This window comes from Nocardioides sp. NPDC023903 (genome assembly GCF_040639295.1).
Classification (GTDB): domain Bacteria; phylum Actinomycetota; class Actinomycetes; order Propionibacteriales; family Nocardioidaceae; genus Nocardioides.
The window spans coordinates 141,663-163,743 of record NZ_JBEZZS010000004.1 but is presented as its reverse complement, the minus strand read 5'-3'; the positions used below and the strand labels follow the sequence as shown (position 1 = coordinate 163,743).

Genomic DNA, 22,081 nt, shown 5'->3' with positions numbered 1-22,081 from the left:
AGACGGTCCGCAGCCTTTGGCTGCGGACCGTCTTTGTTACATATGTGTCACACGTCACTGTCGGTATCGAACCGTTATCTGTAGTCCCGCCCGAAGTGTCGGAACTTGGCATAACTTGATGCAGCGCGCTGGCTCGGGGCCGCGCGAAGTGGTCTGGTCTTGGGCGTACCGAGCCTTGGCATCGAACGGAGATCCGAGCGTATGACTGTGTCCGAAGTGTTGATCCAGGGTCCTGATCCCGAGATCAATCCGGAACCGAGATCCGGTGAGGTCGCCGGCCGCTCGCCGATGCGGATCGCCATCGACCGCCTCCTCTCGGACAAGGTCGCGATGATCTGTGCCGGGATCGTGCTGCTCTTCGTCCTGATCGCGATCTTCGCGCCTCTGTTGTGCAAGCTGTTCGGTGTCGAGGTGCGTGCCGGCGACCCGGTCACCGACACCGACTCGTTCAACTACCCCGTCATCGGCCCGCCCAACTACGGGTTCACCTGGGAGGCGCCGCTCGGCCTGGAGCCCAACTCCGGCAACGACCTGCTCGCCGAGTGGTTCTACGGCGCGCGTACGTCCCTGCTGGTCGCCACGATCGCCACGGTCGTCTCGACCGTGGTCGGTGTGGTGCTCGGCCTGATCGCGGGCTACAGCCGCGGCTGGGGTGACCGGGTGATCACGTTCGTGATCGACCTCTTCCTCACGCTGCCGTTCCTGCTGGTCGCGATCGCGATCTCGCCGATGCTCGTGGAGCGCTGGCGCGAGAACCCGACGATGCTCGACAACGCCTCGCTGATCGCGCTCATCGTGATCCTCTCGATCTTCGGGTGGATGGGCCTGGCCCGGCTGATCCGCGGCGAGGTGATCTCGTTGCGTGAGCGCGAGTTCATCGAGGCCGCGCACGTCCTCGGGATGCCGACCCACCGCATCCTGTTCAAGGAGCTGCTGCCCAACCTGGTGGCGCCGATCGTCGTCTCGTTCTCGCTGAGCCTGCCGGCCACGATCGCCGCGGAGGCGACGCTGGCCTACCTCGGCGTCGGCGTCACCGGACGCCCGTCGTGGGGACAGACGATCCTGCGCGCCCAGAGCTGGTTCGACGAGTACCCCTTGTACCTCTACGCGCCGATCGTCGGGATCGTGGTCCTGGTCTTCGCGCTCAACCTGCTCGGAGACGCCATCCGCGACGCCTTCGACCCCAAGTCTTTCCGGTGAGCACGTCGTCGGAGAGAGGCATCAACCATGGAAGGTGGACACCTACGATGCAATTGAAGAGAACAGTGATCGCCGCCAGTGCGATCGCTGCGCTGACGCTCACCGCTGCTTGTGGTGGCGGGGGCGGCGGTGGCGAGGACCCGGCCGGCGAGTTCAAGGCCGGCGGCGGCGCCGGCGCGGGCAAGGACGCCACGGCCGAGGGGCCGCTGGAGATCCCGTCCGACGCCAAAAAGGGCGGCACGATCACGGTGCTGTCAAACAACGCCCCCCACACCCTCGACCCGACCCGGACCTACTACACCGACTCCGGTGCGATCATGTCCGGCCTGGTGACCCGCTCGCTGACGCAGTACGTCTATGACGAGGAGAGCGGCGACTCCGTTCTCGTCCCCGACCTCGCCACCGACCTCGGTCAGGTCTCCGAGGACGGCCTGACCTGGACCTTCGAGCTCAAGGACGGGATCAAGTACGAAGACGGCACCGACGTCACCGCCGAGGACGTCGTCTACGGCATCAAGCGTTCCTTCGCCATCGACACCCTGACCGACGGCCCGACGTACCAGACGACGTTCTTCAAGGACGGTCAGAAGTACAAGGGCCCGTTCGCGGACACCGATGCCGAGCTGAAGAAGCTCCCCGACTACGACGCCAGCGCCGGCTGGTACGGCGGTGAGGACTACGACGGCGTCGAGGCCGACGGCAACAAGGTGATCATCCACCTGGCTCAGCCGTTCCCCGAGCTCGACTACTACGCCTCGTTCCCGGTCTTCTCGCCGATCCCGAAGGCGAAGGACAAGGACCCGCTGGCCTACGAGAGCCACCCGATGTCGACCGGCCCGTACAAGTTCGAGTCCTACAAGCCCGGCACCTCGCTGAAGCTGGTCAAGAACGACCAGTGGGACGCCGACACCGACCCCGGCCGCTTCCAGGCCGCGGACGCGTTCGACTTCAGGTTCGCCCAGGACACCGCGAAGCTCGAGAACCAGATCCTCGGCGACAAGGGCGCGGCGCAGGCGATGATGACGTACGACGACGTCACGCCTCCGACCTACAAGTCGATCAAGGAGAACGCGCCGGACAACCTCATCGAGGGCACCTCGCCGTGCACCTACATGTACCGTCCGGACCAGACCAAGATCAAGGACAAGAAGATCCGCGAGGCCATCAGCTGGGCCTACCCCTACCAGGCTGCTTGGAAGGCCTCCGGCGAGATCGTCGGCGTCACCATCCAGCCCGGCACCTCGCTCCTGCCCCCGGGCACCGCGGGCCGGGTCGAGTACCAGTACCCGGAGGGTCAGGACGGTCAGACCACCGACCCGGAGAAGGCCAAGGCGCTGCTGAAGGAGGCCGGGGCCGAGGGCTTCGAGCTGAAGTGGCACTACCAGCGTGACGACGAGAACTCGGTGGCCAAGAAGGACCAGATGGTCAAGGGCTTCGAGGCGGCGGGCTTCAAGGCGACCCCGGTGGCCTCGACCGACGAGACCTACCGTGACGACGAGAGCAACCTCGACGCTCCGGTCAACCTCCGCTACGGCGGCTGGTGCTCCGACTGGCCCTCGGGCGGCTCGTGGTTCCCGGCGCAGTGGATCGGCTCGAACGCCAACAAGGCGGGTATGCCGAACCCGACCAACTTCAAGGAGGCCGACGCTGACGCGAAGCAGGCCGAGATCCTGAAGATGGACGCCGACGAGGTCCCCGCAGCCTGGGGCGAGTTCGACAAGTGGATGCAGGAGACCTACATGGTCGAGATCAACGCCGGCTACGACGCGAACGCCTTCATCAAGGGCTCGCAGGTCGGCGGGGTCGTCAACGACCCGGTCAAGGGCATGCCGAGCTTCTCCATCATGTACCTCAAGTGAGGTGATCCGGCCGGCGTGGGTGCACCCCACGCCGGCCGGACCCGCACTCAGGACCCGCAACTCTGGGCCTGCGCCCGTGGACATTTTCTAGGAAGCGAGACCTCCGTCCCATGATCGGTTTTGTCGTACGCCGGTTGATCTCGGCACTTCTCGTGCTGTTCGTGATCTCGGTGGCGGTCGTCGCGCTCTTCACCTATGGCCCGAGCGACCCGGCGGACGCGATGTGCCCTGAGCCCAAGTGCACCGCCGAGCGCCAGGACGCGATCAGGGAGGCGCTCAACCTGGATGCGCCGCTCCATGTTCAGTACACCGAATACATGACCGGCATCTTCAAGGGTCGCGAGATCGCCTTCGGCTCCGAGGCGTACGACTGTGAGGCCCCGTGCTTCGGGGTCAGCTTCATCTACCGGGTCAATGTCTGGGACGACATCAAGGACCGGATCGGGCCGACGGTCTCGGTCGCGGTCGGCGCCGGCGTCACGATCCTGCTCATCGGCGTGCCCATCGGGATGTTCGCGGCCAGACGCCGGGGGACTTCAGCGGACAAGGCAGTCATCGGCGCGACGCTGGTAATCGAGTCGATTCCCTACTATCTGTTCGTCCTGCTCGCATTCCTCTATCTCGCGGTCAGCGCCGGGATCTTCCCGCAGGAGGGCTACCATCCGCTCACCGACTCGCCGCTGAAGTGGGCCTGGGGCTTGATGCTGCCCTGGCTCGCGCTCGGCCTGGTGAACTCCTCCAAGTACGCCCGGTTCACCCGTGGCTCGATGATCGAGGCGTTCAACCAGGACTACGTCCGCACCGCGCGCGCCAAGGGCCTTCCCGAGCGGAGGATCGTCAACAAGCACGCGCTGCGTGCGGCCGTCGTGCCGATCGTGACGATCTTCGGCATCGACTTCGGATCGCTGCTGACGGGCACCATCTTCACCGAGCTGATCTTCGGCATCCCCGGCCTCGGCCTGCGGGCCCTCAACGCGGTCAGCCAGAGCGACCTGCCGGTCATCGAGGCGACCACGCTGATCTCCGCATTCATCATCGTGATCACCAACCTCCTGGTCGACCTCTTCTACAGCGTGCTCGACCCACGCGTACGCCTCACCTGACCCCTTCTCTGTCGGTGCCGGCCACTAGGGTTGGCGTGTGGACGGGTTGTTTGAGATGGGGGCTGCTGCGGGCGCCTCGCGCGGCGGGTCGCTGAGTCACAGCGACCATGCGGCTGCGCCGCTGGCTGTGCGGATGCGGCCGCGTACGCTCGAGGAGCTCGTCGGCCAGAGCTCGCTCAAGGCGTCGGGGTCGCCGCTGCACCAGGTGGTGGAGGGCGGTCAGTCGCTCTCGCTGCTGCTGTGGGGGCCGCCGGGGACCGGGAAGACGACGATCGCCTCGATCGTGAGCCGCTCGACCGACCGTCGCTTCGTCGAGGTCTCCGCGGTCTCGGCCGGTGTCAAGGAGGTCCGCGCGGCGATCGACGCGGCCCGCGCCGAGCTGGTCGCGACCGGCAAGGAGACCGTCCTCTTCGTCGACGAGGTCCACCGGTTCAGCAAGGCGCAGCAGGACGCGCTGCTGCCGGGTGTGGAGAATCGCTGGGTCACGCTGGTCGCCGCGACCACGGAGAACCCCTTCTTCTCGGTGATCTCGCCGCTGCTGTCGCGCTCGCTGCTGCTGCGGCTCGAGTCGCTCACCGACGACGACATTCGTGGCGTACTGCTGAAGGCGGTCGAGGACGAGCGTGGCCTCGGCGGCTCGGTGAGCCTGACAGATGAGGCGCTCGACCATCTCGTACGCCTCGCCGGCGGCGACGCGCGCCGCTCGCTGACGTATCTCGAGGCCGCGGCGGGTGCCGCATCGGGTGGGGAGATCACCCTGGAGGCGGCCGAGCGGGCCGTGGACCAGGCGGCGGTGCGCTATGACCGGCAGGGTGACCAGCACTACGACGTGGTCAGCGCCTTCATCAAGTCGGTGCGCGGGTCGGACGCCGACGCCGCGCTGCACTACCTGGCGCGGATGATCGAGGCGGGGGAGGATCCCCGGTTCATCGCCCGCCGGCTGATGATCCTCGCTTCCGAGGACATCGGCCTGGCCGACTCGACGGCGCTGCAGACGGCGGTCGCGGCGGCCCAGACCGTGCAGCTGATCGGGATGCCCGAGGCCCAGCTCACCTTGGCGCACGCGACGATCGCGCTCGCCGTCGCGCCGAAGTCCAACGCGGTCACCAACGCCATCTTCGCCGCGCGCGCCGACGTCGCGGCCGGGAAGATCGGCAACGTCCCGCCCCACCTGCGCGACGCCCACTACGAGGGCGCGAAGAAGATCGGGCACGGCGAGGCGTACAAGTATGCCCACGACGAGCCGTTCGGCATCGCGACGCAGCAGTACGCACCCGACACGGTGACCGACGCGGAGTACTACCAGCCGACCACCCACGGAGCCGAAGCCGGAGTGAAGGAACGTTGGGAGCGTGTCCGGAAAATCGTGCGAGGACAGGATGGATAGGGTAGGCGAACCATGACGAACTCGAGCATGCCCGGGTGGGCGCTGGTGGCGACGCTGACCGCAGTGGGGGTCCTGGTCCTCATCTCGCTGGTGGCCGTGCTGCTCGCGCTCCGGGCGCGCCGCGCCGCGCGGCGCCGGCTCGAGGAGGCCGAGGCCAGCGAGGCCGAGCTGCGCGAGCGGCTCGAGGCGCTGGAGAAGCGGCTGACACCGCCCGAGCCGGTCGGCCGGTGGCGGCGCCGGGACGTCGCCGAACGAGAGTATGTGATCACCTCCCTCGGGGAGGACGGCGAGCCTGCCGAGGTGGAGCAGGTGGTGCAGCGTACGTTGACCGCACCGGCCTTCGCGGACGCGGTGTTCCGGGAGACCGTGGTGCACGGCGCCGCGCTGGTCCACGGGGTGCGCCGGGCGCTCTCGCCCGAGGTGCGGTTCAAGATCCGCTACGAGATGCACCGCGAGGTCAAGCGGTCACGCAAGGACCGGAAGAGCGAGATGCGCGAGGCGCTGCGCGAATACCGTGCGCGCCAGCGTGCGGCAGTTGACGAGGACGTACGTATGGAGGACTCCCTATGAGGGGCGCGATCTGGTTCGTGGTCGGTGCGGGTGCGGGCGTGTACGCGATGGTCAAGGGGCGGCGGGCCGCGGAGGCCTTCACTGCCGACGGCCTGCGCGACCGGGCCCAGGCGCTCGGTGTCGGCGCGCGGATCTTCCGCGACGAGCTGGCCACCGGCAAGGCCGAGAAGGAGCTCGAGCTCCGGGAGTGGATCGAGGCCCGCACGGCAGGGCCGAAACAGATTGGCGCCGCCGGTGCCGGTCAGCAGAGACTTGGATTGACAGGGCCCGAGAACGAGGCCCAGCAGAACACGGAAGGTAGTACCCCCTGATGGAGTGGTTGAGCACGGCGGAGATCCGCCGCCGTTTCACGGCGCATTTCGCCGAGAACACCGAGATCGGCGAGCACACGGTGGTGCCGTCGGCATCGCTCCTGCTCGACGACCCCAACCTGCTCTTCGTCAACGCAGGCATGGTGCCCTTCAAGCCCTACTTCCTCGGTCAGGCCACCCCGCCCTACGACCGGGCGACCTCGGTGCAGAAGTGCATCCGTACGCCCGACATCGAGGAGGTCGGCAAGACCACCCGGCACGGCACCTTCTTCGAGATGTGCGGCAACTTCTCCTTCGGTGACTACTTCAAGGAGGGCGCGATCACGCTCGCCTGGGAGCTGGTCACCAAGTCGGTCGCCGACGGCGGCTTCGGCTTCGACGAGTCGGTCCTCTACCCCTCGGTGCTCAACGGCGACGAGGAGGCGGTGGCGCTCTGGAAGAAGATCGCCGGCCTGCCCGACGACCGCATCGTGCGACTGCCCCCGAGCGAGAACTACTGGTCGATGGGCGTGCCTGGGCCGGGTGGCCCGTGCTCGGAGATCCTGATCGACCGCGGCCCGGAGTTCGGCGCCGACCGTGACTGGGACGCCGGCGACCGCTACCTGGAGTTCTGGAACCTGGTCTTCATGCAGGATAACGTCGTCGCGGCGCGGTCCAAGTACGACGTCGACATCGACGGCGCCCTGCCGCAGAAGAGCATCGACACCGGCCTCGGCCTCGAGCGTGTCGCCTACCTGATGCAGGGCAAGGCGAACATGTACGAGACCGACGTCGTCTTCCCCGTCATCGAGAAGGCGATGGAGCTGACCGGGAAGAAGTACGGCGCCGCCTACGAGGACGACGTCCGCTTCCGGGTCGTCGCTGACCACGTGCGTTCCTCGCTGATGCTGATCAGCGACGGCGTGACCCCGGGCAACGAGGGCCGTGGCTACGTCCTGCGCCGGCTCATGCGCCGCGCGATCCGCAACATGCGCCTGCTGGGCTACGAGGACCCGGCGATGCCGGAACTGCTGCCGATCTCCCGCGACAAGATGGGGGAGACATACACCGACCTGCACACCGGCTGGGACCGCATCAAGCGGGTCGCCGACGCCGAGGAGGAGGCCTTCCGCAAGACGCTCGCGGCCGGCACCCAGATCTTCGACCTGGCCGCGACCGAGGTGAAGTCGAGCGGATCCACCACGTTCACGGGTGCCAAGGCGTTCCAGCTCCACGACACGTACGGCTTCCCGATCGACCTGACCCTCGAGATGGCCGCCGAGGCGGGTCTCGAGGTCGACGAGCCGGGCTTCCGCGGTCTGATGACCGAGCAGCGTGAGCGGGCCAAGGCCGACGCGCGCGCCAAGAAGGGCCAGCACGCCGACGTGTCGGTCTACCGCGGCATCCTCGACACCAACGGGCCGACCGACTGGCAGGCCTACACGACCCTCGACACCGAGTCGAAGCCGATCGCTCTCCTCAAGGAGGGCAAGCGGGTCGACGTGCTCGGTCCCGAGGAGATCGGTGAGATCGTCCTCGACCGCACCCCGTTCTACGCCGAGTCCGGTGGCCAGTCCGCCGACGCGGGCATCATCGAGTTCGACGGCGGCCGGCTCGAGGTCGTCGACGTGCAGCGGCCGGTCAAGGGCCTCGTGGTGCACCAGGTCCGGGTCGTCGACGGCGAGTTCCACGGTGGCCCAGATATGTCGACCGGGCTCGTGCACGCCCAGGTCGACCCCGAGTGGCGTCTCGGCGCCCGCCAGGCGCACTCCGGCACCCACGTGGTGCACGCGGCGCTGCGCGAGGTGCTCGGGCCGACCGCGCTGCAGTCGGGCTCCTACAACCGCCCCGGCTATCTGCGTCTCGACTACGGCTGGACCAAGGGACTGACCCCCGAGCAGATGCACGAGATCGAGGAGGTCTCCAACAACGCGCTGCGGGCCGACCTGCCGGTCGCGTGGGACTACATGACCCTGCCGCAGGCCAAGGAGTGGGGCGCGATCGCGCTCTTCGGCGAGACCTACGACGACTCCAAGGTGCGGGTCGTCGAGATCGGCGGCCCCTGGTCGCGTGAGCTGTGCGGCGGCACTCACGTGGACCACTCCGCCCAGATCGGCACGGTCGTGGTCACCTCGGAGGCCTCGGTCGGCTCCGGCAACCGGCGCATCGAGGCCTACACGGGCGTCGAGGGCTTCAACTACCTCGCCCGTGAGCGCGACGTGGTCTCCGAGCTCAACCTGCTGCTCAAGACGAAGTCCGACGACGTCGTCGGCAGGGTCTCCGACCTGATGGAGCGCCTCAAGGCCGCCGAGAAGGAGATCGCGCGGGCGCGTACGGCACAGCTGCTCGCCTCCGGTGGCTCGATCGCGGCCTCCGCGGTCGACGTCAACGGCGTCCAGCTCGTCGCCCAGCGGGTCCCGGGTGTGAGCGGCGGCGACGCGCGCACGCTCGCCCAGGACGTACGCTCCCGGCTCGGGGAAGCGCCGGCGGCTGTCGTGCTCATCGGCGACGCTGATGACAAGGTCGCGGTCGTGGCCGCGGTCAACCCGGGCGGCATCGCCAAGGGCGTCAAGGCGGGTGACCTGATCAAGGAGCTCGCGCCGGTCGTGGGTGGTCGCGGCGGTGGCAAGCCGGACTTCGCCCAGGGCGGTGGCACGGACGTGTCCAAGATCGACACCGCGCTCGGAATGGTCGCGACGCTGGTCGCGCAAGCCTGATGCGGCACGGCGTACGCCTCGGTCTCGATCCTGGCGACGCCCGGATCGGCGTCGCCAGGAGTGACCCCACGGGGTTCCTGGCGACGCCGCTGGAGACGGTCAAGAAGGGCCGCGGAGACCTCGCGCGTCTGCAGGCGATCGTCGCCGAGATCGCCGAGGAGTCGACGATGCTCGAGGTGGTCGTCGGGCTGCCCCGGTCCCTCAAGGGAGGGGAGAACCCGGCGACTGCTAAGGTCCGGAACTTCGCTGCGTCCTTGGCGCGGCGAGTGGCTCCGGTCCCGGTTCGCCTCGTTGACGAACGACTTACAACAGTTTCCGCGGAGGCTATGCTCCGAGACCGGGGGCGCAAGGGTCAGGACCGCCGAGCCGTGGTGGACATGGCCGCAGCGGTTGTGATCCTGCAACACGCATTGGACAGTGAGCGCGCTTCGGGGACCGCGCCTGGAGAGATCGTTGAGGTCGGTCATTGAGTGAGCGCTACTACCCCCCGGACCCGCGCGACCCGCGTCGCCCTGGCCAGGGGTCACATGGTCGCGATCCGCGCGGTGGCTACCCGCCGAGGCAGCAGCCTCCGCAGGATCCCCGAGACCCGCGCCGGATGCCGCCGCAGATGCCAGGGCAGGTCCCCGGTCAGATGCCGGGGCAGATGCCTCCGCAGCAGCCGGGTCGGCGCCCGGGGCCTCGTCCGGCGCCCGGTGCCGGCACGCCGCCTCCGGGTTACGGCCGCCAGGAGCAGCCGCAGCGGCCGGGCGGCTACGGCGGGCCGACCTACCAGCAGCAGCCTGCCTTCTTCGAGGGCGGTCCCTCCGATCACGATCCCTACTTCGACGAGGAGCCGCCCAAGCGCAAACGACGCTTCGGTGGCTGCCTCGCCGTGCTGGTGGCGATGGCGGTGGTCCTCGGTGGGTTCTACGTCGTGGGCGACCGGGCGATCGACTACGTCAAGGACATGGTTGCCCCGCCGGCCGACTACCCCGGCCCCGGCACCGATCCCGTCTCCTTCGAGGTGAACGAAGGTGACTCGGTCTCGGCGGTCGGCCGCAACCTGAAGGAGATCGGCGTGGTGGAGTCGGTCGACGCCTTCATCGAAGCGGCCAACGCCGAGGGATTGACCGTCCAGGTCGGCTTCTACCCGCTGAAGAAGCAGATGAAGGCGGCCGACGTCGTCGAGATCCTCGCCAACCCGGAGAACATCGACACGGTCAACGTCACCATCACCGAGGGGTCGCGCGCCAAGGCGATCTACAAGGTGCTCGCCGAGAAGACCAAGAAGAAGCCGGCCGAGTTCAAGAAGGCCGCCCAGGACGCCGAGGCGATCGGGCTGCCCGACTACGCCAAGGGCAACGTCGAGGGATACCTCTTCCCGGCGACGTACGCTTTCCCGCCCGACGCCACCCCGACCGAGATGCTGGCGATGATGGTCGACCGGTGGGAGCAGGCGCTCGGCGACAACGACATCGAGGCGCGCGCCAAGCAGCTCAAGTGCGGCGGCGGCAAGGCATGTACGCCCGAGCAGATCATGACCGTGGCTTCTCTCGTGGAGGCCGAGGGCCGTGGCGACGACATGTCCAAGATCGCCCGGGTGATCTACAACCGAGTCGAGAATCCGGGCACGGCCGGCCAGGCTGGCTTCCTTCAGATCGACGCGACGGTCAACTATGCGCTCGGGAAGTCTGGAAGCACCGAGCTCGGTGGGGTCAACGTGCAGTCTGTCGACTCGCCCTACAACACCTACACCAACAAGGGTCTGCCTCCAGGGCCGATCGGTGCGCCGGGTGATGAAGCGATCCAGGCCGCGCTCAACCCGGCTGACGGTGATTGGTACTACTACGTGACCGTCAACCTGAAGACCGGCGAGACGAAGTTCGCCAAGAACTATGACCAGTTCTTGAAGTTCAAGGCCGAGTACAAGGACTACTGCGCAACCGAGTCCAAGAGCTGCTGAGGAGAAGACCTGAGTGAAGTGCGCTGTCCTGGGTGATCCGATCGATCACTCGCTCTCTCCGACCCTCCACCAAGCTGCGTACGCCGAGCTGGAGATGTCCGACTGGTCCTACACGTCGACGCGCGTGCAGGCCGGTGGCCTGGCGAAGTACGTCGCCGACCTCGGCGGCGACTGGCCGCCGAGCCGGTGGCGTGGGCTGTCGGTGACGATGCCGCTCAAGCGGGAGGCGTACGAACTGGCGCGGTCGATGTCGCCGCGGGCGCGGCTCGTGGGGGCGGTCAACACGCTGGTGCGCTCATCGCACGGCTGGGTGGGGGACAACACCGACCTGCCCGGGGCGGTCGCGGCGATCCGGGAACGCGCGGGCGAGGGGTTCTCCTGCACGTCCGGCGCGATCCTGGGCGCCGGCGCGACCGCGGCCTCCACGGGCCTCGCGCTCGCCGAGCTGGGTGCCTCCCGGATCACGCTCCTGGCGCGCAACCCGGGTGCGGCGGGGGAGACGATCGAGATGATCTCGCGTCACCCGAGCAAGCCCGTCGTCTCGGTGCTTCCGCTGGACTCGGCGGTCCACGGTGTGGATGCGGTCGTCTCCACCGTCCCGGCGAAGGCGCAGACCCCGGACCTCATCGACCGCTGGGCCTCGACGCCGGTCGTCTTCGACGTCGTCTACGACCCGTGGCCCTCGCCGCTGCTGTCCGTCGCACCCGGTGTGGCGGTGAGCGGTCTGGATCTGCTCGTGCACCAGGCGGTGCTGCAGTTCGAGCTCGTCACCGGCCGGACCGCGCCGCTCGCCGCGATGCGGGCAGCGGGTGAGAAGGCGCTGGGCATCCTGGAGCCGACACCGGCATGAGTCCTGGGGCGGTCGTGCTGGTGAGTGCGGCCGTCGCCGGACTGCTCGCTCTCGGGGTGCCGGCACTGCTTCGCCGGCTCCCCGAACCGGTCGACGACCCGCCGGAGATCCCCTACGCCACGGTGGCCGGGTGGGCGCCGCTCCTGCCCCTTGCTGTGGCCGCCTCCGCGGCGCTCGCCGGGCTGCTCGCCTGGCGGGTGGAGCCCTCGCGGCTGATGGTGGCGCTGGTGCCGCTCCTACCTCTCTGCGTGCTGCTCGCCTATGTCGACTGGCGCGTCCAGCGGCTGCCGAAGGCGCCGATCCTGGTGGCGACCGCGGTCGGGCTCGGCCTGCTCGCCGCCGAGTGGCTCTGGACGCGCGACACCGCGGCGGCCCTCGGAGCCCTCGCCGGGCTGGTGGTCGCGCGCTCGGCGTTCTGGTTGCTGTGGCGGATGCTGCCGCACGCGATGGGCTTCGGCGACGTACGGCTCGCGGGGCTCGTCGGGCTGGTCCTCGGTCGCCTCGGCTGGGAGCAGTTGGCGGTCGGGCTGTGGGCAGGGCTGGCGATCTTCGGTGTCTGGGGCATCGGACGCGCCGTCGCCCAACGCTCGCGGACGGCGATGCGCGAGCCCCTGGCGTACGGCCCTTTCATGATTCTGGGCATGCTCGTCGGTGCGTGCGCTGTCTCGCTTTGAGCCCGGGTGCACAGGGTGGCGTGACCGGGATGAAAGACTGACGTCATGTTGCGTTGGCTCACTGCGGGCGAGTCCCATGGTCCGTCCCTGACGGCCGTGATGGAGGGTCTGCCCGCCCACGTCCGGATCACCTCTGACGACATCGCTGATGCCCTGGCCCGGCGGCGGCTCGGCTATGGCCGCGGTGCCCGGATGAAGTTCGAGAAGGACCAGGTGCGGATCACCGGCGGCGTACGCCACGGGGAGTCGCAGGGCGGTCCGGTCGCGATCGAGGTCGGCAACACCGAGTGGCCCAAGTGGGAGACCGTGATGGCCTCCGACCCGGTCGACGCCGACGTGCTGGCCAGCCAGGCGCGCAACGCGCCGCTGACCCGTCCGCGGCCCGGTCACGCCGACCTGGTCGGGATGCAGAAGTACGACTTCGACGACGCCCGCCCGATCCTGGAACGTGCCTCGGCGCGCGAGACCGCGGCCCGCGTCGCGCTCGGCGCGGTCGCCTCGGCCTTCCTCGAGCAGGCGCTCGGCGTCCGCCTGGTCTCCCACGTCCTGGAGATCGGCGGAGTCCGTACGCCCGGCCGCGAGGTCCCCGCTCCCGAGGACGTGGCGCGCCTGGACGAGGACCCGGTGCGGGTGCTCGACCCCGACGGCTCCAAGCAGATGGTCGCCCGCATCGACGAGGCCCACAAGGACGGTGACACCCTCGGCGGCGTCGTCGAGGTCGTCGTCCACGGGCTGCCGCCGGGCCTCGGCTCCCACGTGCACTGGGATCGGCGCCTCGACGCGCGCCTGGCCGGTGCGCTGATGGGCATCCAGGCGATCAAGGGTGTCGAGGTCGGTGACGGCTTCGAGCTCGCCGCGACCCCGGGCTCCAAGGCCCATGACGAGATCGTTCCCTCCGCCGACGGCATCCGCCGCGCCTCCGGGCGTTCCGGCGGCACCGAGGGCGGCATGTCGACCGGCGAGATCCTGCGCGTACGCGCCGCGATGAAGCCGATCGCGACCGTGCCGCGTGCGCTGCGCACCGTCGACGTGGCCACCGGTGAGGAGGCCGTCGCACACCACCAGCGCTCCGACGTCTGCGCGGTACCCGCCGCCGGTGTGGTCGCCGAGGCGATGGTCGCGCTCGTGCTGGCCGAGGCGACGCTGGAGAAGTTCGGTGGCGACTCGGTCGGCGAGACCAAGCGCAACGCCGAGTCCTACCTCGCGAACCTGAGGTACGTGTGATGGCGGCTGTCGTGCTCGTCGGCCCGATGGGTGCGGGGAAGTCGACTGTCGGAGCGCTGCTCGCCTCCCGTCTCGGGGTCACCCTGCGTGACACCGACGAGGACATCGCGGCTGCCGCCGGCAAAAGCGTGCAGGACATCTTCGTCGACGAGGGCGAGGCGCACTTCCGTGCGGTCGAGGCCGACGCCGTCGCCGCCGCGCTCGCCGAGCACTACGGGGTCGTCTCCCTCGGCGGCGGCTCAGTCCTGGCTGATCGAACCCAGATCCTGCTCAAGGAGCACACCGTCGTCTACCTGCGGGTCGGGGTCGCGGACGCGGTCAAGCGGGTCGGGCTCGGCTCGGGTCGTCCGATGCTGCTCGGCAACGTACGCGGCCGCATCAAGACGCTCCTGGAGGAGCGCGCACCGATCTATGAGTCGGTCGCGACGCTGGTCGTCGACACCGACGGCCGCTCGGCCGATGATGTCGCCGCCGAGCTCGCCACCGCCCTCACCGCGCTGAACACCACGGAGTAGATGTGACCGAACCTGTCAGCACCGTCATCAGGGTCGAGAGCGCCGCAGCGTACGACGTCGTCATCGGCTCTGGCCTCGCCGGCCGTCTCCAGGGACTCCTGGGCGAGAGCGTCCAGCGGGTGGCGTTCCTCTACGCCGCCGACCTGGCCGAGTATGCCGAGCCGGTGCTCGAGGAGCTGCTGAAGCACTACGACGTGCTCGGCCTCGGGCTGCCCAGCGGCGAGGACCAGAAGACGGTCGCAGTCGCCAACGACTGCTGGGAGGCGCTGGGGGAGAAGGGCTTCACCCGCTCCGACGCCGTCGTCACCTTCGGTGGCGGCGCGACGACCGATCTCGGCGGTTTCGTCGCGGCCGGCTGGCTGCGCGGCGTACGCGTCGTGCACGTGCCCACCACGGTGCTCGCCATGGTCGATGCCGCGGTCGGCGGCAAGACCGGCGTCAACACCGCTGCCGGGAAGAACCTCGTCGGCGCGTTCCACGAGCCCGCCGGCGTACTGTGCGACCTCGCCCTGCTCGAGACCCTGCCGGAGGCCGACCTGATCGCCGGTCTCGGCGAGGTCGTCAAGTGCGGCTTCATCGCCGACCCCGAGATCCTGCGCCTGGTCGACGAGACCGACAAGATCACCGCTTCCTCGCCCGTTCTCGCCGAGCTGGTCGAGCGCGCGATCCGCGTCAAGGCCGAGGTCGTCGCAGCCGACCTGAAGGAGACCGGTGGCGCCGACGGCCACCCCGGCCGCGAAACGCTCAACTACGGCCACACGCTCGCCCACGCGCTCGAGAAGCACTCCGGCTTCTCGATCCGCCACGGTGACGCGGTCGCCGTCGGGTGCGTGTACGCCGCCGAGCTCGCACGGCTCGCCGGAGTCCTCTCCGACGACGTCGCCGCCCGGCACGCGCCGACCTTCGCGAAGGTCGGCCTCCCGACCACCGTCAAAGAGCTGGGCGTCGAGGCCAGCTTCGACGACCTCATCGGTGCCATGCGGGTCGACAAGAAGGCCCGCGGCTCCGTCCTCCGCTTCCTCGTTCTCCACGACCTCGCCGACCCCCGCATCCTCACCGGTCCGTCCGAAGAGCAGCTGCGCGAGGCGTACGCGGTCGTCGCCGGCTGACGTCGGTCGCCTGGATGGCGTCGGTCGGCGTGGACGGAAGGAAAATTCCTTCCGTGGTTCGACTCACTTCCCAGACCAGCGCGCGATGTCCTCGTCGGTGACCTCGACGGGGCCCTCGACACGCTGGGTGGCACGGATGTGGTTGCCGAAGGGGTCGCGGAAGGCGCAGTCGATGCCGTACGGCTGCTTGGTCGGCTTGTCGGTGAACTCGACGCCCTTGGCGGAGAGCTCCTCGTAGAGCTTCTCGCAGTCGTCGGTGTTGAAGATGACGACGGCGCCCATGGCGCCCTTGGTGACCAGGTCGCGCAGCTGGGCGGCCGTCTCCTCGCTGTGGGCGGGGGAGCCGCCCGGGACCTCGAGCAGCAGCTGGTGGTCGGGGTCGCCGGGAAGGTGGATGGTGAGCCAGCGCATGAAGCCCATGTCGACGTCGCTCCCGACCTCGAGCCCGAGCTTGCCGACATAGAAGTCGAGCGCCTCGTCCTGGTCGAGCACGTAGATTCCGGTGATGTTGATGTTGGTCAGCATGTGACCAGTCTGCGGCGGTTCGACGCCGGGCGCTTCTCCGAAACTGCTCAGCTCGCCGGCCGCATCCAGGCACGGGCGACACATCCCGGAACGGCCGGGCTGTCGGCCCGGGCGCGGTAGTCGGTCGGTGAGGTGCCGACGACGTCGCGGAACGTACGGCTGAAGGTGCCGAGGCTCTTGAAGCCGACCGTGAGCGCGACATCGGTGACCGGGGTCGCGGTGTCCCGCAGCAGCGCCATCGACCGCTCGATCCGCCGCCGCTGCAGATAGCGGTGCGGCGTCTCCCCGAAGACCACCTTGAAGCGGCGGCTGAAGTGCGCCGGCGACACGTGGGCGACGCGGGCGATCGCAGCAACGTCGAGCGGCTCGGCGTAGTGTCGGTCCATCGCGTCCCGCGCCCGCAGCAAGCGGCGATTCTCGTCCTCGCGCGGCGTCATGCTCCGAGCGTATGCCGAGTCGGCTCGTCATGACGAGCCGACTCGGCAGGGCTTCTAGCAGGTCACAGACCCATGTCCTTAGCGATGATCAGCTTCATGACCTCGGAGGTGCCGCCGTAGATGCGGTTGACGCGGTTGTCGGCGTAGAGGCGGGCGATGGGGTACTCGTTCATGTAGCCGTAGCCGCCGTGGAGCTGGAGGCAGCGGTCGATGACGCGGTGGGCGACCTCGGTGCAGAACAGCTTGGCCGAGGCGGCCTCGGCGGCGGTGAGGGTGCCAGCATCCTCGGCCTCGATGGCGCGGTCGACCACGGCCTCGGCGGCGTCGACCTCGGCCTTGCACGCGGCGAGCTCGAACTTGGTGTTCTGGAAGGAGGCGACGGTGGTGCCGAAGACCTTGCGCTCCGCGACGTACTTCTTGGCGAACTCGACGGCGGCCGCGGCCTGCGCGTAGGCGCCGACGGCGATGCCGAGGCGCTCGACGGGGAGGTTCTGGCCGAGGTAGGAGAAGCCCTTGCCGACCTCGCCGAGTACGTCCTCGGCGGGGACGTGCACGTCGGTGAAGGAGAGCTCGGCGGTGTCGGAGACCTTGAGCCCGAGCTTGTCGAGCTTGCGGCCGACCTCGTAGCCCGGGAGCGAGGTGTCGACGGCGAGCAGAGTGATCCCGCCGCGCCGGTCCTCGGGCGTCGCCGGCGCGGTGCGGGCGCAGACGATCACGCGGTCGGCGTTGACACCGCCGGTGATGAAGGTCTTGGCGCCGTTGAGGACGTAGTGCTTGCCGTCCTCGGTGAGCTTGGCGTTGGTGGTCATCCCGGCGAGGTCGGAGCCGGTGCCGGGCTCGGTCATCGCGATCGCCCACATCTCCTCACCGGAGACGAAGCCGGGCATCCAGCGCTCCATCTGCTCCTTGGTGCCGAGGTTGAGGAGATAGGGCAGGCACAGCCCGACATGGACGGACGAACCGCCGAAGGAGACGCCGGCGCGGGCGAGCTCCTCGGTCATCACCGCGGAGTACTTGAACGACTCGATCCCGGCGCCGCCGTACTCCTCGGGCACCTGGATGCCCCACACACCGAGCTCGCCGAGCTTGAGGTAGAAGTCGTGGGGGACGATCCCGGCCTCGTACCACTCGTCATAGACGGGGGAGACCTCCTTCTCGATGAACGAGCGGATGGTCTCGCGGAAGGACTGGTGGTCCTCGGTGTAGATGGTGCGGCGCATGGCGGTGTTGTCTCCTCGGGTGCTTCCTTGTAGGGGTCAGGGGCGGGCGCCGACGGCGCGGAGCGCCAGGTCGGCATAGAAGTCGGCGAGGGCGTCGGGAGTCCAGGAGCCGTCGTCGCGGTACCAGCGGGCCAGGTCGATGCCGAGCGAGAGCAGGGCGGTGGCGGCCTTGGCGGGGTCGGGGGTGTCGAAGTCGCCGCTGCGTACGCCTTCCTCGACGACCTCACGCATGACGGTGTCGATGGCGCGGCGCAGTCCGGCGATCTCGCGGAAGTGCTCCTCGGTCAGCGCGGCGAGCTCGTAGTTGATGACCCGGGCCGTCGTGTGTGAGCGGGCGTGGAAGAGGACATAGGTGCGTACGGCGGCGGCGACCCGCTCGGCGGGCGTGGCGTCGGCGCGGGTCGCGTCGGTGACCGCCTCGAGGATCACCTCGTGGCCACGCACCGCGATCGCGTGCAGGAGCTCCTCCTTGGAGCGGTGGTGCACATAGACCGCCGCCGGGCTCAACCCCGCCGCCGTGGCGATGTCGCGGGTGCTGGTGCCATGGAACCCCTTGGCGGAGAACGCCTGGACCGCCGCGTCGAGCAGACGGGCGCGGCTGCGATCGCCGCGCGCCTGGGTGCTGGTGCGGAGTTCGCTCATCGGCCATCCTCGTGTCGGAGTCTGCTGGTGTCGGATCCAGTGTCGCACAATATAAGTGAGCGCTTAGATTGGGATCGCCGTCACCGTGTCGAGACAGCCCCAAAGACCGTCGGGAGCCCGTGACAGGATGGCCGGGTGAGCAAGAAGCTGCAGCCGGTCCTGGTCCTCAACGGCCCCAACCTCGGACGTCTCGGGAAGCGTCAGCCCGAGATCTACGGGCACACCACCCACGACGAGCTCGCCGCGATGTGCGTCGACTGGGGTCATGCGCTCGGCTTCGCCGTGGACGTACGTCAGACCAACCACGAGGGCAACATGGTCGACTGGCTCAACGCCGCGGCCGACAAGGAGATCCCGGTCGTGCTAAACGCCGCCGCCTGGACCCATTACTCGTACGCCATCTACGACGCCTGCGCGCAGCTGACCGCTCCGCTCGTCGAGGTGCACATTTCCGACCCGACCAAGCGCCCCGAGGTGTTCCGGCACACCAGCGTGGTCACCGACCACGCGATCGCTGTCGTCGCAGGCAAGGGCATCGACGGCTACCACGAGGCGCTCTCAGTCATCGCCTCGAAGCTCGGCGACGCCTGACCAATCCGTGGCCGGTCCCTGACCCATATTGGCGACCGCTGCCCCGGGTTCCGGGCGTACCCCAGTCTCAGGGCCACCGTGGGCCCATGGGTGGGCTGGTGGCAGGTCTCGCGCGGGTGCTCGCCGTGCTGCTCGCCGGCGGGGTGCTCGGTGCTCTGATCGGCGGCGTCGGCGGGCGGATCGTGATGTATCTGCTCATCCGGCTCACTCCGGCGGCCGACGGCGTGACCAGCGACGACGGGTTCGAGATGGGGCGGTTCACCCTGAGCGGCTCGCTCAACCTCGTCGCGATCGCCACGATCCTCGGTGTCGTCGGTGCGGTGCTCTACCTGCTCGTCCGGTGGCTGCTGTTCGGGCCGTGGTGGTTCCGGGTCCTCAGCGTCACCCTCGCCGCCGGTATGGGGGTGGGCAACCTCCTCGTCCACACCGACGGCGTCGACTTCACCCTGCTCGAGCCGGCCCTGGTCTCGGTGCTGGCGTTCGTGGCGGTCCCCGCGGCGTACGGTGCCGCGCTGACGGTGGTCGCGGAGCGGTGGATCCTGGCCGCATGGTCGGTCCCTCCGCAGACGGGGACCGCGGGGAGCGCCACGCTGTGGGTCCTGCGCGCGCTGGCGCTGGTCGTCGGCGTACTGTCACTGGTGGATCTCGCCGGGAAGGTCGCGATCCTCGCTTGATTCGGCCCTGTGCGGACTCGCGGATAGGATTCTCCGAGGCCCTTGGTGGCCCTGCGAACCCTGACGAACATTGACAATTGAAGCCTGCATCGGTGCAGGTCAAAGAGACGAAGGCTGACGGACGGTTATGGCGACGACGAACGACCTCAAGAACGGCATGGTGCTGAAGATCGAGGGCCAGCTCTGGCAGGTGGTCGAGTTCCAGCACGTGAAGCCCGGCAAGGGTCCGGCCTTCGTCCGCACCAAGCTGAAGAACGTCGAGTCGGGCAAGAACGTCGACAAGACCTTCAACGCCGGCACGAAGGTCGAGACGGCCACGGTCGACCGCCGCTCGTTCCAGTACCTCTACAACGACGGCAACAACTTCGTCTTCATGGACGTCGCGGACTTCGACCAGGTCGAGGTCGGCCCGGAGATCATCGGCGACGGCGCCGGGTTCCTCCTGGAGAACCAGGAGGTCATTCTGGCCACCAACGAGGGTCGCGTGCTCTTCGTCGAGCTCCCGCCGTCGGTCGAGCTCGTGATCTCCTACACCGAGCCCGGCGTCATGGGTGACTCGGCCACCGGCCGCACCAAGCCCGCCACCCTGGAGACCGGCGCCGAGATCCAGGTGCCGCTCTTCATCGAGCAGGGCGAGAAGATCAAGGTCGACACCCGTGAGGGCGGTTCCTACCTCTCCCGCGTCAAGGGCTGACCTGTGGCTCACGTCGCCACCGCCCGCACCAAGGCCCGTAAGCGCGCGCTCGACCTGCTCTTCGCCGCCGAAGCCCGTGGACTCTCCGCGGGTGATCTGCTCGACCAGCAGATCCGCGAGGGTCAGGTGCCCAACAACCCGTTCACGGTCAAGCTCGTCCGTGGCGTGGTCGCCGAGTCCGAGCGCATCGACGCCCTGATCGCCGCCTTCGCCAAAGACTGGTCGCTGGCCCGGATGCCCGCGGTGGACCGCAACGTCCTCCGCCTCGGCGTCTGGGAGCTCCTCGACGGCGATGTCGCCGCCGAGGTCGCCATCAGCGAGGCCACCGCTCTGGTGACCGAGCTGTCGACCGACGACTCGCCGTCCTTCGTCAACGGCGTGCTCGCCGCGGTCGCGAAGGACCTCGCCAAGGCCTGATCAGCATGAGACGTACGCCTGTCCGGGACCGTTCCGGGCAGGCGTAGCGTCATTTCGGGTGCGGCGCGACGCGTGTGTTTTCCGGTTATCGACGATTGCTTCGGTCGGGACCGTATGTTTGGACCCAAGGCTGTGATGGAGGCCGTAACCAAGCACCCGTATTCGGAGAGCGCATGACGCAGGAGAACAACCCCTACGACGAGCCGGACTCGCGCACCCGGCCGGCCGGCGCACCCTCGCACTGGGTGACGCCGCCCCCGCCGAACACGGCGGGACGGCCGCCGATGCCCCCCACCCAGCCCCATCCGGACCCGAGTCAGGAGGCGACTCGCATCACCAACCCACAGGTCACCACGACACCCGCCCCGCCCCCTCCGGCGGCGGTGACGCCGCCACCCCCGGGCGTCCATGGCCAGGAGGTCCCCAGCGCGACCGACTTCCTCGACCGGCGCGCGGAGTCGGCAGGGTTCGGCCCCGCGACCTGGGGCTGGCGAGGCGCGATCCGCAGGATGTCCGGCGGGCTGATCAGCCCGAAGATGGGGCAGGACGAGGTCGCCTACGAGCAGGACCGGGCGATGATCCAGCGCGACTTCGACGGACCGCGCACGATTGTCTTCATCAATCCCAAGGGCGGCGCCGCCAAGACCACCGGCGTGCTCGCGGCGGGCTACACCTTCGGCACCGTGCGCGGTGGCGGGATCGTGGCCTGGGACAACAACGAGACCCGCGGCACCCTCGGCATCCGCGGCATGCGGAGCACCCACCGCAACACCACCCGCGAGCTGCTCGACAACCTGGCCGCGTTCAACAACGTCTACCAGTCGCGCATCGGCGACCTCGGTGCCTTCGTACGCTCCCAGGGCGACGCCCACTTCGACGTGCTCGCCTCCGACGAGCGGCCCGATGTCACCGGCCAGATCCATGCCGACGACTTCGGGCAGGTGCACCAGCTGCTGGAGCGCTTCTACAAGGTGATCCTGGTCGACACCGGCAACAACATGCGTGCCGAGAACTGGCTGGCCGCCGCCGACACGGCCGACCTGCTCGTGGTCACCTCGACGGTGCGCGAGGACACCGGCTACAGCGGCCTGTGGATGCTCGACGCGCTCCAAGAGTCGGGCTATGCCGACCTCAAGCTGAAGACGATCACCGTGCTCTCCGACCCGTCCCCGAAGGTCGACACCAACCTGGCCCGCGACCTCACCGAGGTCTACACGCAGCGCACCCGCGGGGTCTACCGGGTCCCGTTCGACCCGGTGCTCGTCGCGGGGTCCACGGTGCAGTACTCCCAGCTCTCGGAGGAGACCAAGATGTCGTGGCTGAAGGCCTGCGCTGGGATGGCCCACGCCCTTTAACCATGTCCCAGGGATACCCGGTCGACCGGGTATCCCTGGACATGACGGGCACTGAAACACCCCACAAGTCCATGAAGTGCCCG

The 22,081-nt window shown here is 68.8% G+C and carries 23 protein-coding genes; 19 read left to right on the top strand and 4 right to left on the bottom strand.

Features of this window, described 5'->3' with window-relative positions; genetic code table 11:
• The first annotated feature begins 201 nt into the window (after positions 1-201).
• The 14 genes from AB0F44_RS07280 to aroB all read left to right on the top strand — a co-directional run bounded on the left by AB0F44_RS07280 (position 202) and on the right by aroB (position 15,443).
• Positions 202-1,200 (top strand): ABC transporter permease, encoded by a 999-nt coding sequence (locus tag AB0F44_RS07280; RefSeq protein WP_357354027.1) that lies wholly within the window; start codon positions 202-204, stop codon positions 1,198-1,200.
• Positions 1,201-1,247: 47 nt separating this feature from the next.
• Positions 1,248-3,059, top strand: coding sequence for an ABC transporter substrate-binding protein (locus AB0F44_RS07275; RefSeq protein ID WP_357354025.1), 1,812 nt, complete (start codon positions 1,248-1,250; stop codon positions 3,057-3,059).
• A 110-nt stretch (positions 3,060-3,169) separates the two neighbouring features.
• Positions 3,170-4,162 (top strand): ABC transporter permease, encoded by a 993-nt coding sequence (locus AB0F44_RS07270; RefSeq protein ID WP_357354024.1) that lies wholly within the window; start codon positions 3,170-3,172, stop codon positions 4,160-4,162.
• 55 nt (positions 4,163-4,217) lie between these two features.
• Positions 4,218-5,549, top strand: a complete 1,332-nt coding sequence (locus AB0F44_RS07265) for a replication-associated recombination protein A (RefSeq protein WP_357354178.1) — start codon at positions 4,218-4,220, stop codon at positions 5,547-5,549.
• Between the two features lie 12 nt (positions 5,550-5,561).
• Positions 5,562-6,119: a hypothetical protein gene (locus tag AB0F44_RS07260; RefSeq protein ID WP_357354022.1), complete on the top strand. Its 558-nt coding sequence runs from the start codon at positions 5,562-5,564 to the stop codon at positions 6,117-6,119.
• On the top strand, positions 6,116-6,430 hold the full coding sequence (locus AB0F44_RS07255; RefSeq protein ID WP_357354020.1) for a DUF6167 family protein: 315 nt from the start codon (positions 6,116-6,118) through the stop codon (positions 6,428-6,430). The genes AB0F44_RS07260 and AB0F44_RS07255 overlap by 4 nt, the downstream gene beginning before the upstream one ends.
• Positions 6,430-9,126: an alanine--tRNA ligase gene (gene alaS / locus AB0F44_RS07250; protein ID WP_357354018.1), complete on the top strand. Its 2,697-nt coding sequence runs from the start codon at positions 6,430-6,432 to the stop codon at positions 9,124-9,126. Before AB0F44_RS07255 ends, alaS begins: the two co-directional genes overlap by 1 nt.
• Entirely contained in the window at positions 9,126-9,596 is a 471-nt protein-coding gene (ruvX, locus tag AB0F44_RS07245) for a Holliday junction resolvase RuvX (protein ID WP_350658823.1), read from the top strand. Before alaS ends, ruvX begins: the two co-directional genes overlap by 1 nt.
• A gap of 176 nt (positions 9,597-9,772) precedes the next feature.
• A complete protein-coding gene (mltG, locus tag AB0F44_RS07240) occupies positions 9,773-11,071 on the top strand; it encodes an endolytic transglycosylase MltG (RefSeq protein ID WP_357354016.1) in 1,299 nt (432 codons plus the stop codon).
• Between the two features lie 13 nt (positions 11,072-11,084).
• Positions 11,085-11,921 carry a shikimate dehydrogenase gene (locus tag AB0F44_RS07235; RefSeq protein WP_357354014.1) on the top strand — a complete coding sequence of 279 codons (837 nt, stop codon included), beginning with the start codon at positions 11,085-11,087 and terminating at the stop codon, positions 11,919-11,921.
• The gene (locus tag AB0F44_RS07230) at positions 11,918-12,595 is read left to right on the top strand and encodes a prepilin peptidase (RefSeq protein ID WP_357354012.1); all 678 of its coding nucleotides are present in this window, start codon (positions 11,918-11,920) and stop codon (positions 12,593-12,595) included. The genes AB0F44_RS07235 and AB0F44_RS07230 overlap by 4 nt, the downstream gene beginning before the upstream one ends.
• A gap of 45 nt (positions 12,596-12,640) precedes the next feature.
• Positions 12,641-13,819: a chorismate synthase gene (gene aroC / locus AB0F44_RS07225; RefSeq protein WP_357354010.1), complete on the top strand. Its 1,179-nt coding sequence runs from the start codon at positions 12,641-12,643 to the stop codon at positions 13,817-13,819.
• The gene (locus AB0F44_RS07220; protein ID WP_357354008.1) at positions 13,819-14,334 is read left to right on the top strand and encodes a shikimate kinase; all 516 of its coding nucleotides are present in this window, start codon (positions 13,819-13,821) and stop codon (positions 14,332-14,334) included. The genes aroC and AB0F44_RS07220 overlap by 1 nt, the downstream gene beginning before the upstream one ends.
• Before the next feature lie 2 nt (positions 14,335-14,336).
• Positions 14,337-15,443, top strand: a complete 1,107-nt coding sequence (gene aroB / locus AB0F44_RS07215) for a 3-dehydroquinate synthase (protein WP_357354006.1) — start codon at positions 14,337-14,339, stop codon at positions 15,441-15,443.
• 63 nt (positions 15,444-15,506) lie between these two features.
• Here the strand turns inward: aroB and AB0F44_RS07210 are convergent, their stop codons facing one another.
• From AB0F44_RS07210 to AB0F44_RS07195, 4 genes are all read right to left on the bottom strand, one after another.
• Positions 15,507-15,968 (bottom strand): VOC family protein, encoded by a 462-nt coding sequence (locus AB0F44_RS07210; RefSeq protein WP_357354004.1) that lies wholly within the window; start codon positions 15,966-15,968, stop codon positions 15,507-15,509.
• Between the two features lie 47 nt (positions 15,969-16,015).
• Positions 16,016-16,405, bottom strand: coding sequence for an AraC family transcriptional regulator (locus AB0F44_RS07205; protein WP_357354002.1), 390 nt, complete (start codon positions 16,403-16,405; stop codon positions 16,016-16,018).
• Positions 16,406-16,467: 62 nt separating this feature from the next.
• On the bottom strand, positions 16,468-17,625 hold the full coding sequence (locus AB0F44_RS07200) for an acyl-CoA dehydrogenase family protein (protein ID WP_357354000.1): 1,158 nt from the start codon (positions 17,623-17,625) through the stop codon (positions 16,468-16,470).
• Between the two features lie 36 nt (positions 17,626-17,661).
• The gene (locus AB0F44_RS07195) at positions 17,662-18,267 is read right to left on the bottom strand and encodes a TetR/AcrR family transcriptional regulator (protein ID WP_357353998.1); all 606 of its coding nucleotides are present in this window, start codon (positions 18,265-18,267) and stop codon (positions 17,662-17,664) included.
• A gap of 135 nt (positions 18,268-18,402) precedes the next feature.
• Here AB0F44_RS07195 and AB0F44_RS07190 point away from each other — a divergent pair, with 135 nt between their 5' ends.
• The 5 genes from AB0F44_RS07190 to AB0F44_RS07170 all read left to right on the top strand — a co-directional run bounded on the left by AB0F44_RS07190 (position 18,403) and on the right by AB0F44_RS07170 (position 21,998).
• The gene (locus AB0F44_RS07190) at positions 18,403-18,858 is read left to right on the top strand and encodes a type II 3-dehydroquinate dehydratase (protein WP_357353996.1); all 456 of its coding nucleotides are present in this window, start codon (positions 18,403-18,405) and stop codon (positions 18,856-18,858) included.
• Positions 18,859-18,944: 86 nt separating this feature from the next.
• On the top strand, positions 18,945-19,532 hold the full coding sequence (locus AB0F44_RS07185; RefSeq protein ID WP_357353994.1) for a hypothetical protein: 588 nt from the start codon (positions 18,945-18,947) through the stop codon (positions 19,530-19,532).
• Positions 19,533-19,659: 127 nt separating this feature from the next.
• Positions 19,660-20,226 (top strand): elongation factor P, encoded by a 567-nt coding sequence (gene efp, locus AB0F44_RS07180; protein WP_141804907.1) that lies wholly within the window; start codon positions 19,660-19,662, stop codon positions 20,224-20,226.
• 3 nt (positions 20,227-20,229) lie between these two features.
• Positions 20,230-20,643 carry a transcription antitermination factor NusB gene (gene nusB / locus AB0F44_RS07175; protein ID WP_350658808.1) on the top strand — a complete coding sequence of 138 codons (414 nt, stop codon included), beginning with the start codon at positions 20,230-20,232 and terminating at the stop codon, positions 20,641-20,643.
• A 173-nt stretch (positions 20,644-20,816) separates the two neighbouring features.
• The gene (locus AB0F44_RS07170) at positions 20,817-21,998 is read left to right on the top strand and encodes a hypothetical protein (RefSeq protein ID WP_357353991.1); all 1,182 of its coding nucleotides are present in this window, start codon (positions 20,817-20,819) and stop codon (positions 21,996-21,998) included.
• The last annotated feature ends 83 nt before the right edge of the window (positions 21,999-22,081 follow it).

Bases quoted from the DNA above. Each gene is read 5' to 3' on its own strand.
- AB0F44_RS07280 (WP_357354027.1), top strand. From the start codon at position 202: ATGACTGTGTCCGAAGTGTTGATCCAGGGTCCTGATCCCGAGATCAAT.
- AB0F44_RS07275 (WP_357354025.1), top strand. From the start codon at position 1,248: ATGCAATTGAAGAGAACAGTGATCGCCGCCAGTGCGATCGCTGCGCTG.
- AB0F44_RS07270 (WP_357354024.1), top strand. From the start codon at position 3,170: ATGATCGGTTTTGTCGTACGCCGGTTGATCTCGGCACTTCTCGTGCTG.
- AB0F44_RS07265 (WP_357354178.1), top strand. From the start codon at position 4,218: ATGGGGGCTGCTGCGGGCGCCTCGCGCGGCGGGTCGCTGAGTCACAGC.
- AB0F44_RS07260 (WP_357354022.1), top strand. From the start codon at position 5,562: ATGACGAACTCGAGCATGCCCGGGTGGGCGCTGGTGGCGACGCTGACC.
- AB0F44_RS07255 (WP_357354020.1), top strand. From the start codon at position 6,116: ATGAGGGGCGCGATCTGGTTCGTGGTCGGTGCGGGTGCGGGCGTGTAC.
- alaS (WP_357354018.1), top strand. From the start codon at position 6,430: ATGGAGTGGTTGAGCACGGCGGAGATCCGCCGCCGTTTCACGGCGCAT.
- ruvX (WP_350658823.1), top strand. From the start codon at position 9,126: ATGCGGCACGGCGTACGCCTCGGTCTCGATCCTGGCGACGCCCGGATC.
- mltG (WP_357354016.1), top strand. From the start codon at position 9,773: ATGCCTCCGCAGCAGCCGGGTCGGCGCCCGGGGCCTCGTCCGGCGCCC.
- AB0F44_RS07230 (WP_357354012.1), top strand. From the start codon at position 11,918: ATGAGTCCTGGGGCGGTCGTGCTGGTGAGTGCGGCCGTCGCCGGACTG.
- aroC (WP_357354010.1), top strand. From the start codon at position 12,641: ATGTTGCGTTGGCTCACTGCGGGCGAGTCCCATGGTCCGTCCCTGACG.
- AB0F44_RS07220 (WP_357354008.1), top strand. From the start codon at position 13,819: ATGGCGGCTGTCGTGCTCGTCGGCCCGATGGGTGCGGGGAAGTCGACT.
- AB0F44_RS07210 (WP_357354004.1), bottom strand. From the start codon at position 15,968: ATGCTGACCAACATCAACATCACCGGAATCTACGTGCTCGACCAGGAC.
- AB0F44_RS07205 (WP_357354002.1), bottom strand. From the start codon at position 16,405: ATGACGCCGCGCGAGGACGAGAATCGCCGCTTGCTGCGGGCGCGGGAC.
- AB0F44_RS07200 (WP_357354000.1), bottom strand. From the start codon at position 17,625: ATGCGCCGCACCATCTACACCGAGGACCACCAGTCCTTCCGCGAGACC.
- AB0F44_RS07195 (WP_357353998.1), bottom strand. From the start codon at position 18,267: ATGAGCGAACTCCGCACCAGCACCCAGGCGCGCGGCGATCGCAGCCGC.
- AB0F44_RS07185 (WP_357353994.1), top strand. From the start codon at position 18,945: ATGGGTGGGCTGGTGGCAGGTCTCGCGCGGGTGCTCGCCGTGCTGCTC.
- efp (WP_141804907.1), top strand. From the start codon at position 19,660: ATGGCGACGACGAACGACCTCAAGAACGGCATGGTGCTGAAGATCGAG.
- AB0F44_RS07170 (WP_357353991.1), top strand. From the start codon at position 20,817: ATGACGCAGGAGAACAACCCCTACGACGAGCCGGACTCGCGCACCCGG.